Source organism: Paracoccus sp. DMF (assembly GCF_004407025.1).
GTDB classification, from domain to species: domain Bacteria; phylum Pseudomonadota; class Alphaproteobacteria; order Rhodobacterales; family Rhodobacteraceae; genus Paracoccus; species Paracoccus aminovorans_B.
The window spans coordinates 1-2243 of sequence record NZ_SOKV02000113.1 but is presented as its reverse complement, the minus strand read 5'-3'; the positions used below and the strand labels follow the sequence as shown (position 1 = coordinate 2243).

Here is a 2243-nt window from a genome sequence, read left to right as displayed (position 1 = left end):
ACAAGGGTATAATCAATGGGTCCTGACCCTAGCTACAACGCGGGCGTCACCGTTTCGATTGTCGGCTTGACCAAGCGCAAAGGAGCTGCCCGCAGGATATTTTCCATTGAGGATGACGGCACCACAACGGTCAGGGAAGCCGACAACATAAACGCCTACCTTGTGGCGGCGAGCGACGTATTTGTGTCTCCCCGTAGCAAGGTTCCCGATGACCGAACCGCCATGCAGTTCGGAAACCATCCCTACTACGCGAACGACCTCATGCTTCGGCCAGATGAGGCAAGGCAGTTGGTGGCGGTGGAACCGCAGGCCGCTCATTTTATTCGCCCCCTATACGGGTCGAAGGAGTTTATCTCGGGCTCGGCGCGAGCCTGCCTGTGGATCAAGCGCGACACTCTTGAGGAAGCGAGCACAATTCCCGCGATTCAACGCAGGATCGAGGGCGTGCGGGCCGCGCGTCTTGAGAAATCCTCCGATGCCCAAGCACAGAAACTGGTGAATACACCCTATCGGTTCCGCGACCAGTATGAAGCTGTTTCCGATCTTCTCGTTGTTCCAATCGTCAGCTCCGAGAACCGACCCTACCTACCCGTTGGACTCGTTGAGCCAAAGGCCGTGGTGCATAACAAGGCTTTCGCCCTCTATGACGCGCCGCTTTGGAACATGGCGCTGATCGCTTCGCGGCTGCACCTCGTATGGATAGCCACGGTCTGCGTGCGGTTGCGCACCGACTACTCCTATTCCAATACGCTCGGCTGGAACACGTTTCCCGTGCCGAAGCTAACCGACAAGAACAGGGATGACCTGACCCGCTGCGCGGAGGACATATTGTTGGCGCGAGAGGCGCACTTCCCGGCCACCATCGCAGACCTCTACGACCCGGAGAAGATGCCCGCAGATTTGCGCGAGGCACATGAGCGCAACGATGAGGTGCTGGAGCGCATCTATATCGGACGACGATTCCGCAATGATACCGAGCGGCTTGAGAAGCTGTTTGATCTTTATACCAAGATGACCGCATCGGCGGGAACAGCGAAGAAACGGAAGGCGGGGGCAACAGCGTGACTATCGAAAAGAAATCAGTTCCCTCCGTCTCGGTGTCCTATGCCCGCAATGGCAGCACCAACAAGGCGAATGCCCTTGGCATGAGGCCGATGCAGGAGCGCGCCTATGAAAAGCGCGGCGAGCAATATCTTCTTATCAAATCGCCACCCGCGTCCGGCAAGAGCCGCGCCCTCATGTTCATCGCGCTCGACAAGCTGGCGAACCAAGGGCTGAAACAGGCCATTATCGTTGTGCCGGAAAAAAGCATCGGCTCCAGCTTCGCCGACGAGCCGCTGACCAAGTTCGGCTTCTGGGCCGACTGGACCGTGACGCCCAAATGGAACCTCTGCAACGCCCCCGGCGAGGACGGCGGCAAGGTGAACAGCGTCGGGGCCTTCCTTGAGAGCGATGACAAGGTGCTGGTCTGCACCCATGCCACCTTCCGCTTCGCGGTGGACAGGTTCGGCACGGAGGCGTTCGACAACCGGCTGATCGCCGTTGACGAGTTCCACCATGTTTCGGCGAACCCGGACAACAAGCTGGGCCTGCACCTGGGCCAGTTCATCGCCCGGAACAAGGTGCATATCGTCGCCATGACCGGCAGCTATTTCCGGGGCGATGCCGAAGCTGTCCTTGCTCCGCAGGACGAGGCCAATTTCGATACCGTCACCTACACCTATTACGAGCAGCTAAATGGCTATGAGTATCTGAAATCGCTCGACATCGGATATTTCTTCTATTCTGGTGCTTATTCCGACGACATCCTTGCCGTGCTCGACCCAGCCGAGAAAACCATCATCCACATCCCCAACGTCAATTCGCGGGAAAGCACCGGGCAGAAGATCAAGGAAGTCGAACATATCATTGAGGAGCTTGGCGAATGGCAGGGCATCGACCCGGCCACGGGTTTCCAGTTGGTCAAGACGCCGGAAGGCCGCGTCCTTCGTATCGCCGACCTCGTGGACGACGATGCGGCCAAGCGGGATCGTGTGTCCGCCGCACTCAAAGATCCCGCGCAGAAGAACAACCGCGATCATGTGGACATCATCATCGCGCTCGGCATGGCGAAGGAAGGCTTCGACTGGATTTGGTGCGAACACGCGCTGACCGTGGGCTATCGTTCCAGCCTGACCGAGATCGTGCAGATCATCGGCCGCGCTACCCGCGACGCGCCGGGCAAGACCCGCGCCCGCTTCACC

2 protein-coding genes are annotated in these 2243 nt (G+C 58.8%); both read left to right on the top strand.

What is annotated here, in order from left to right; all coding sequences use genetic code 11:
- Nucleotides 1-15: 15 nt before the first annotated feature.
- Nucleotides 16-1065 carry a type IIL restriction-modification enzyme MmeI gene (locus E3D03_RS20515; RefSeq protein ID WP_263568487.1) on the top strand — a complete coding sequence of 350 codons (1050 nt, stop codon included), beginning with the start codon at nucleotides 16-18 and terminating at the stop codon, nucleotides 1063-1065.
- Nucleotides 1062-2243: DEAD/DEAH box helicase (locus tag E3D03_RS20510; RefSeq protein WP_411969839.1), on the top strand; the 1182-nt coding region annotated here is incomplete at its 3' end. The genes E3D03_RS20515 and E3D03_RS20510, both read left to right, overlap by 4 nt.